Here is a 7,677-nt window from a genome sequence, read left to right on the forward strand (position 1 = left end):
GTCCCCGAAAAAACAATAAACCGGGAGCCACCGGACCATGCATCAGCCTCAAGTCGTACCCCATCAATCCCTGTATTTTCCCTATCAGGTTTATCCTGCTTTCGTGCCGTCTCAAGGCATCCTCAATCGCTCGCCCGTGGTGATTGTGGGCGCCGGCCCCATTGGCCTGACGCTGGCGCTCGAACTGGCACGCTACGGTGTCCGAACGACCGTACTGGCGGCTGAGCAGCAAGTCTGTGAAGGCAGTCGCGCGATTGTCTTCACTCGCCGTTCCATGGAGATTTTCCAGCAAGTGGGGGTGTCGGAAGCGGTGACCGGGCAGGGGCTGCCCTGGCGTTTCGGCAACTCCTACTACCGCGGCCAGCGGGTTTTCCGTATGGAGGCACCGGTCGATCCGCACGATCGTTTTGCGCCGATGACCAACTTGCAACAGCAGTACCTCGAGCAACATCTGGTGGAGGCCGCCCAGGCACAGCCGCTGATCGAAGTGCGTTGGGGCAATAAAGTCATCGATATCGAGCAAGGCGTCGACCATGCGGTGTTGCAAGTCGATACCCCGGGCGATACCTATAGCCTGGAGGCCGATTGGGTGGTGGCCGCTGATGGCGCCCGATCCGGACTGCGCTCGTTGCTGGGGCTCAAGCTTGAAGGGGCGTCCTATGAAGGGCGGTTCGTGATTGCCGACATCCGCATCAAGCTCGATCTGCCGACTGAACGCCTGGCATTTTTCGATCCCTCCTGGAATCCCGGCAACACCGTGTTGATGCACCGCGAGCCCGGCGATATCTGGCGCATCGATTACCAGTTGCCCGTGGACGAAACGCCCGAGCAGGCGCTGCACCCCGACTCGTTGCGTGAGCGTATCGATGCGCAATTGGCGATGCTCGGCGTCGAGAACCCGGTTTGGGAGCTGGATTGGAGTTCGGTGTATTCAGCCCGGGCGCTGACCCTGGCGCAGTACATCAATGACCGCGTGATTTTTGCCGGAGACGCGGCGCACCTGTTACCGATTTTCGGCGTGCGCGGTGCCAATACCGGGTTCCAGGATTGTCACGACCTGGGCTGGAAACTGGCCCTGCACATCAAAGGCCTGGCCGGTGCCGGGCTGCTGGCTTCCTACAGTGACGAGCGAGTCAAGGCTGCTCGGGAAATCATTGAGGAGGCGGGCAAGAGCACGCGGTTCATGGCGCCTCCCACTCGCGGCTATCGACTGTTACGTGATGCGGTGCTGTCGCTGTCATTGACTCGGGAGTTCGTGCGCCCGTTGTATCACTGGCGGACCTCAAGGGCTCACGACTACGCCGATTCGCAACTTAACGCGGTGGCCGACGATAACCTGCTGTTCACCGGGGGGGCCGCGCAACGGTGCGCCGTTGCTCAATGTTCGCCTGGCCGAGCAGCGCTATTTGTTCGACGAGCTGGCGCCTGCCTTCCATCTGATTTGCTTCACTGACTCGGCGGGACTTGATGCCGACGTCGATGCCCAGGTCCAGGCGCTGCGCCGTCAGGGGCTGCCGATACAAGTGATCGCGATCGTCATGAACGGCGTCAGTCAGGTGCAACGCGCCGACCTGACGCTGCCAGATACCGACGGTCTGTTCAGCACGCGTTATGGCGTGCAGCACGCAGGCGCCGCGTACCTGGCACGCCCGGACCAGCATGTCTGCGCCCGCTGGCTGCATCTGGATGGCGAGCGTTTGCGCCATGGATTAAACCAGGCCCTTGGCCACAACAGGAGTCACCAAGCATGAGCCAGTCGATGAATGTGGCAGACCTGGAGCGCGTCTACGATCGGCTCGCCGAGGCGATCGACCATACGGGTAACGACATCGAGTTGTTCCTGGTCAAATTGGCGCTGCTGGCGGCCGAGGCACTGAACGATGCCGAGCGTTTCGACGCGCTGGTCGAGTGCGCCGTGCAGGACCTGTAACACCTGGTTTCAGCCAATAATTACAAAAACAGGATCACCCTATGCCATCCCGTCCTGCTGTGACCCCTGGCGAGGTGGTCGGCGCTCATCCGCCGGTCATCGCCAAAGTCTCGAAACGCCTGCTGTGGTTTCTGTTCATCTGCTTCGTTTTTTCATTTCTGGACCGTATCAATATCGGGTTTGCCGGGCTGACGATGATGGACGACCTGGGGTTGAGCAGTACCCAGTTCGGCATGGCAACCACGATTTTCTACCTGGCCTACATTGCGTGCGGCATCCCCAGCAACATGGTCCTGGCGAAACTTGGCGCCCGGCGCTGGATCGGCAGCCTGATGATTGCCTGGGGCGTGGCGTCGACCGCCACCCTGTTTGCCCATGACGCAGCCAGCCTGTATTGGTTGCGTGCGTTGGTAGGCATCACCGAGGCAGGGTTTCTGCCTGGTGTACTGCTGTACATGACGTTCTGGTTTCCGGCGGCGTACCGGGCCCGGGCCAATGCGCTGTTCATGATCGCCATGCCGTTTACCGCGGGCTTTGGTTCGGTCTTGTCCGGCGCCATTTTGGGCCTGGATGGCCATTGGGGACTCGCAGGCTGGCAATGGCTGTTTCTTCTCGAAGGATTGCCCAGCGTCGTACTCGGCCTGGCGGTGTACGGTTATCTGGACGATAAGCCGCGCCAGGCACGCTGGCTGAGCGACGATGAGAAACTGCAGCTGGCCGAGTTGCTGGAGCAGGACCGCCAGGCACCTTCCCCCCATGCTCACTGGGGACGCGAGTTGCTGTCGCCAGCGGTGCTGCTGTTCTGTCTGGTGTACTTTTGCCTGGTCAACACCCTGGCGATGATCGCGGTCTGGACGCCGTTGATCGTCAAGAGTTTCAGCGCTGGACAGAGCAATACGCTGATCGGATTGTTGTCGGCCATTCCTCAGGTTTGCACCATTGTGGGCATGCTCCTCTGGGGTCGACATTCGGACCTGACCCAGGAACGGCGCTGGCACCTGGCGCTGCCGATGCTGATGGCCGCTGCGGGCTGGTGCTGCACGGCCCTGTCGAGCGAGCCGATCGTGCAACTGGCCGGGGTCTGCATGGCGGCGACGGGTTCCTACACGGCCATGTCGATTTTCTGGACCCTGCCGGATCGCTCATTGAGTTTTCAAGCCCGGGCAGTGGGTATCGCGGTGATCAACGCCGTGGGTAATCTGGGGTCGGCTCTCAACCCCCTGGTGGTCGGCTGGCTCAAAGACCTGACCCATACCTATACGGCCGGTTGTCTGTACGCGGCGCTGCTGTTACTGGTAGCTGCCATACTGGTGCGGGCACTGCCCCACGAACGCCAATCTTCAACGCGCGAATTGATCCCTGAATGAACCACTGGCCGCTCACCACCGTTTACCACCAGGTCCCGTTGACGACGGGACAAATCGCCCATCTGTTGGCTCGGGTGGGCGAGGACTGCCGGACCTGGCTGGCGGCTGAGTTACTGACGCTGGTGCGCGGGGTAATGCCGCTGGCTCAATGCACTGTGTTCGCTTATCCCGAGGGCCAGGAACCGCAGGTGTTGTCGTGCTCCGACCAGGCCAGACTGGTGCAGATATCGCGTATTTCCCGGGATTATGTCGAGCGTTTTCACAGCCTGGATGGCAACCGCCAGGCGATGCTCGGTCACAAGGCGAAATACGGAGGTGCACGAATCCTGGCGCAGCTGCAGTCGGTCGAAGACATCACCCATCGTGACTATCGTCGAGTCTGCTATGAGCAGCCGCAAATCTCCCAACGCATGGCCTTGCTCAATCATCAGGAGGAGGGCGGGGGCTGGCTGTCGATCAACTTCTATCGAGGGCGCGAGCACGGCAACTTCAATCAGCGCGAAATCGAATTTATCGAGTCGGTTGCGCCGTTACTGATTCAAGTCACGCGCTTGCACTATCGTGCCTATATCGAAGCCAATCAGATGCCGTCTTTGCTGAGTCAACGGGTTGAGCAACTTTATCCTGAACTGACTCGTCGGGACCGTGAACTGCTCAGGCATTTGCTCAGTGGCCTGGGGGCGGAAGACATCGCGCCCCTGATGGGCATCCAGCGCTCAAGCGCCGCTACCTACATCAAGCGGCTTTATCGAAAAACCGGCGTCAGCGGGCATCGAGAATTGCTGGGGCTGGTCGTGCGAGGTCGTTGGTCCTGAGCACGGGTTGATCGCGCTGGCGATTAATTTCGACACCCCGCCAACACCACTCGACAGGTATCCGGCGTGCCACCAGACCGTCGGCATAACGTATGCGATTGAGGCCAGATCTCCAGGACCGTCCACAGGTGCCTGCAAAGCTGTGCTCGTTGCCTGGGCTGCTAGACTGCCTATCTCACTCCCGATTCTGGAGAACCAGGATGCTCAGCAAGAATACGATTTGTCTCTGGTACGACGGCACCGCACTGGACGCTGCGACGTTCTATGCGAAGACGTTTCCCGACAGCGCCGTGGGCGCCGTCCATCGCGCGCCTGGCGACTATCCGGCGGGCAAGCAGGGCGATGTGTTGACGGTCGATTTCACGGTGATGGGCATCCCTTGTGTCGGACTCAACGGGGGCTCGGCGTTCAAGCACAACGAGGCGTTTTCGTTCCAGGTGGCGACCGATGACCAGGCCGAAACGGACCGCTTGTGGAACGCGATCGTCGGTAACGGCGGCCAGGAAAGTGCCTGCGGCTGGTGCAAGGACAAGTGGGGACTGTCATGGCAGATCTCGCCACGGGTGCTGACGAGCGCGGTGACCAACCCCGATCAAGCAGTGGCCAAGCGCGCATTCGACGCCATGATGCAGATGCGCAAGATCGACATCGCTGCGATCGAAGCGGCTGTAAAAGGCTGATCAGCGTTTGCCTGGGCCGCGGGCAGCCTTGTTCATGGGCCGGCGGGGTGGGTTGATCGCCTGATTCCAGAGGAGACGCAGCATGGATCGATTCACCGGCGGTTGCCTGTGCGGCAACGTCCGGATCGAGGCGACAGGGCGCCCCTACCGGGTCGGCCTTTGTCACTGTCTCGATTGCCGCAAGCACCATGGGGCGCTTTTTCACGCTTCGGCGATCTTCCCGCAGGCCGCGGTGACGATCGAGGGCGAAACACGTGACTATGCCGGGCGGTATTTTTGCCCCCGCTGCGGCTCATCGGTGTTCGCCCGCACCGGCGACGAAATCGAAGTGAACCTGGGATCCCTGGATGCCCCTGACCAACTGAGGCCCACTTACGAAAGCTGGACCGTGCGTCGCGAGTCCTGGTTGCCGCCGTTTGCGCTCACCAGGCACTACGAGCGCGATCGTGACGCCACGGGGCGTTCCGAGGAGTAACATTGCCGAAACATTCGCCCCCTATGATTCGCGTCTATCAAAACCAGGGAGGCAACAGATGAATCGGCCATCAAGGAGCATGCGCAAACTGCTCGACTCCGTCGCCAGCAACAATGAGAACGCCGCGCTGGATATCATGCGCGCAGCCGAGCAACTCAAAGACGAACTGTTGCGCCAGCGGTTGCTCAACCTGATTCACCAGCTCAATCAGGACGCCTGCGATTTGCGCTTGGCTCGAGACGATATCCCGGGCGGCACCATCAAGTTCGCGTAATCAGCCTCGCGCTTTTCTGTAGGAGCGAGCTTGCTCGCGATGGTCTCGAGGACGACGCGTTTATCCAGAATTAACGCGGTATCGTTGACGTCCATCGCGAGCAAGCTCGCTCCTACAGGGCAATTCCATTTGGCAATCCCCCGGCGCTGATCCCGCTTTCCCTCGCGCCGTCTTCCCCGACCCTGCCTGATGACCGCCCGTAACCCTGCACGAGGGTTGGCTCGTGCTTGGCTATTCTTGACGACAGGTACCGCGACGCTGGCGGCATGAGCGCCAGAAGCCGCGATCTGGCGATAGGGTTGCACGTTGAACAGAGGATCGAATGATGAAGATGTTACTTATGGTCGAGTGCCCTAATGAACCCTTCAACACCCTTGTCAAAGCCGGGGAGGTGGGCAAGGTTATCGAGCGTATTCTGCAGAGCATCAAGCCGGAGGCGGCGTACTTTACCGAGCAGGATGGCATGCGCGGCGGGATCTTTCTGGTCGACGTGCAAGACCCTTCCGATATCCCGGCTTTAGCGGAACCCTTTTTTCTCAACTTCAACGCCAGTTGCAAGTTCCGTATTGTGATGAGTCCGCAGGATCTGCAAAAGTCCGGTCTGGAGCGGCTCGGTCAAACGTGGGCATGAGCAGGGCCAAACGGGTACTTGAGCCCGGTGGGCCTGGCAGGCTACCAGGCGATGGCTGAGCACGCCGTCAGGGGGCATTCCCGCCACCGCGCTCAAAGCCCGGGTTGCTCATCGACATCGCTCCAGCTGCTGTCGGGATCGAAGCGGTGCATGGACGTCGACAGTTTCGCGCTGTCCGGGCCCTGGTCTTTCTGGAACAGCTCGCCCTCGTGGCTGATCATGAAGCTCATTACGCCGCTGTCGCCGTACTTCGCCGGCCAGGCGACCAGGGCAAAGCCGCGGCTCATGTTGTCGCCGAGCTTGTAGCTGTAGGCGCCGCCCGGCGCCGAGGGTCCCTGCGCGTCGAGGATACGGTACTGATAGCCATGCCAGTCGTCGCCGGGTTTGGCGTCGCCGAACAAAGGGCCGAGCGGACTCTGTTCCATCCCGGGCTCCTCGGCCCAATACAGGCCATCATGCTTGCCGTTGCTGCTGATGAATTTTTGCGCGTACTCGAGCACGCCGTCGCCGTCGCGATCGACCGCGGCGTAGTCCATCTGGGCATCGTAGTAGGCCAACGCCGATTGCACGGTGGCCAGTTCGTTGCGACCGATGCGACGCTCGCGGATCTCCTCGCCACCGGCCTTGGCGTTGAAGGCCCAGCCATGTTTGCCCTGCATGATCGGCAGCGGCAAGGTCCAGGGGTCGGTGCCGACCACCAGGTGCGCCTGGCCTTGCCCGTCGGGCCGGATGCTGTGTTGTTCCCGGTAGTGGGTGAGGAAGCATCGAACATCGTCCGCGGTCGATGCCTTCGAGCGGTATATAGGCGCGCCAGTCAGCCCCGAGCAGGGCCGCGAGGCGTGCTTGATCGGCCTGTCGGGTGCCGAGCGCGGCGACCAGGGCCTCGGCGGCGGCATCCGGACTGGGAAAGGCCTGCTGCGCGCGCGCGTCCAGGGCCAGGATCGCCAGCAGCGTTAATCGGGAAAATACGCAAAGCAGCCTTCATGGCGAGTCTCCTGTCAGCGCCGATTGCCACCGCCCCGGGACGGTGCCCGGGCCGGGCGTTGTACGGTATGACCACTGGCGCGCTCCGCGCGCGGCCGACTGGCGGAAACGTGACTGGCCTGGCCGCGGCTGGCTTGCAATCGCGATTGCGAGGGGTTGCTGGCGCCGGCGAAGGCATTGTTGCGCGGCCCTTGGGTGCTGGCCTGTTGCTGACGCGCTTGCTGGCGGACCTTTGGATTGTCTGGCGTGCCCTGGCGCTGCTGCGCACCGGCCTGAGTCTTCTGGCGCGCCTGCGCACCGGCTTGCGCCTGCTCGCGCTTTTGCGCACCGGCTTGAGTATTTTGACGCGCCTGTACATTGGCCTGCGCCTGCTCGCGCTCTGCGCGTTGGCCTGGGTATCTTGGCGCGCCTGCGCACTGGCTTGCGCCCGTTCGCGCACCTGCGGTTGTTGGTCCAGGTCGCGGCTCGCGGCCTGGGCCCGCTCGCGCGCCTGGCGATTGCTGGTAGCCGCGGGTTCGATG

10 protein-coding genes and 1 pseudogene are annotated in these 7,677 nt (G+C 61.8%); 10 read left to right on the forward strand and 1 reads right to left on the reverse strand.

Going from position 1 to position 7,677, the window contains the following annotated elements; translation table 11 throughout:
* The first annotated feature begins 37 nt into the window (after positions 1–37).
* The 9 genes from BZ163_RS25550 (at position 38) to BZ163_RS25585 (ending at position 6,172) form a co-directional block, all read left to right on the forward strand.
* Positions 38–1,453 carry an FAD-dependent monooxygenase gene (locus BZ163_RS25550; RefSeq protein WP_256579120.1) on the forward strand — a complete coding sequence of 472 codons (1,416 nt, stop codon included), beginning with the start codon at positions 38–40 and terminating at the stop codon, positions 1,451–1,453.
* Entirely contained in the window at positions 1,407–1,751 is a 345-nt protein-coding gene (locus BZ163_RS35955) for a hypothetical protein (protein ID WP_256579121.1), read from the forward strand. Before BZ163_RS25550 ends, BZ163_RS35955 begins: the two co-directional genes overlap by 47 nt.
* Positions 1,748–1,930 (forward strand): DUF2783 domain-containing protein, encoded by a 183-nt coding sequence (locus BZ163_RS25555; RefSeq protein WP_128873173.1) that lies wholly within the window; start codon positions 1,748–1,750, stop codon positions 1,928–1,930. The genes BZ163_RS35955 and BZ163_RS25555 overlap by 4 nt, the downstream gene beginning before the upstream one ends.
* A 41-nt stretch (positions 1,931–1,971) precedes the next feature.
* Positions 1,972–3,297, forward strand: a complete 1,326-nt coding sequence (locus tag BZ163_RS25560) for an MFS transporter (RefSeq protein WP_128873175.1) — start codon at positions 1,972–1,974, stop codon at positions 3,295–3,297.
* A complete protein-coding gene (locus tag BZ163_RS25565; RefSeq protein ID WP_128873177.1) occupies positions 3,294–4,112 on the forward strand; it encodes a LuxR C-terminal-related transcriptional regulator in 819 nt (272 codons plus the stop codon). Before BZ163_RS25560 ends, BZ163_RS25565 begins: the two co-directional genes overlap by 4 nt.
* Before the next feature lie 200 nt (positions 4,113–4,312).
* Positions 4,313–4,792 (forward strand): VOC family protein, encoded by a 480-nt coding sequence (locus BZ163_RS25570; RefSeq protein WP_128873179.1) that lies wholly within the window; start codon positions 4,313–4,315, stop codon positions 4,790–4,792.
* Between the two features lie 82 nt (positions 4,793–4,874).
* Positions 4,875–5,267 carry a GFA family protein gene (locus BZ163_RS25575; protein WP_128873180.1) on the forward strand — a complete coding sequence of 131 codons (393 nt, stop codon included), beginning with the start codon at positions 4,875–4,877 and terminating at the stop codon, positions 5,265–5,267.
* 58 nt (positions 5,268–5,325) lie between these two features.
* The gene (locus tag BZ163_RS25580) at positions 5,326–5,541 is read left to right on the forward strand and encodes a hypothetical protein (protein ID WP_128873182.1); all 216 of its coding nucleotides are present in this window, start codon (positions 5,326–5,328) and stop codon (positions 5,539–5,541) included.
* A 325-nt stretch (positions 5,542–5,866) separates the two neighbouring features.
* Positions 5,867–6,172, forward strand: a complete 306-nt coding sequence (locus BZ163_RS25585) for a panthothenate synthetase (protein ID WP_128873196.1) — start codon at positions 5,867–5,869, stop codon at positions 6,170–6,172.
* Positions 6,173–6,264: 92 nt separating this feature from the next.
* On the opposite strand, the pseudogene BZ163_RS25590 reads toward BZ163_RS25585, so the two are convergent.
* A pseudogene (locus BZ163_RS25590) lies at positions 6,265–7,150 on the reverse strand (DUF2950 domain-containing protein).
* Positions 7,151–7,155: 5 nt separating this feature from the next.
* Here BZ163_RS25590 and BZ163_RS25595 point away from each other — a divergent pair.
* Positions 7,156–7,677 (forward strand): hypothetical protein (locus BZ163_RS25595; protein ID WP_143511032.1); only part of this gene is annotated, 522 nt, incomplete at its 3' end.

This window comes from Pseudomonas sp. VI4.1 (assembly GCF_002029345.1).
GTDB lineage: Bacteria > Pseudomonadota > Gammaproteobacteria > Pseudomonadales > Pseudomonadaceae > Aquipseudomonas.